The sequence below is a fragment of the Priestia sp. SIMBA_032 genome (assembly GCF_046535215.1).
Classification (GTDB): domain Bacteria; phylum Bacillota; class Bacilli; order Bacillales; family Bacillaceae_H; genus Priestia; species Priestia aryabhattai.
Map to the genome: position 1 here is coordinate 1 of NZ_JAWRXD010000536.1, position 277 is coordinate 277.

At 69.0% G+C, this 277-nt stretch carries 1 protein-coding gene; it reads right to left on the minus strand.

Annotation, left to right across the window (positions count from 1 at the left end):
• Positions 1 to 277 (minus strand): mannitol dehydrogenase family protein (locus SB717_RS35440; RefSeq protein WP_486360792.1); only part of this gene is annotated, 277 nt, incomplete at both ends.

Below are 277 nucleotides of genomic sequence, written 5' to 3' on the forward strand. Positions count from 1 at the left end.
GCGATCTGACTCAGCTGGTGGCTGAGGGAAGGGTTCGCGAAGCGCTCGCGGAGTCCCTCGGCGTAGGCGAGGGGCTCCAGCTCGGCGGGCAGGGTGGATCCAGCCTCGGCCCACCAGGCGTCGACGAGTTTCCTCAGCTCGGGATCCTCGATCGCCTGGTCGACGGTCGTGTATCCGCGGCGGGGGCCCGAGATCGCGAGGATCGTATGGGCGCCGTTGAGCATGCGCAGCTTGCGATCCTCGTAGGGCGTGACGTCGTCGGTGAGGACGACGCCCG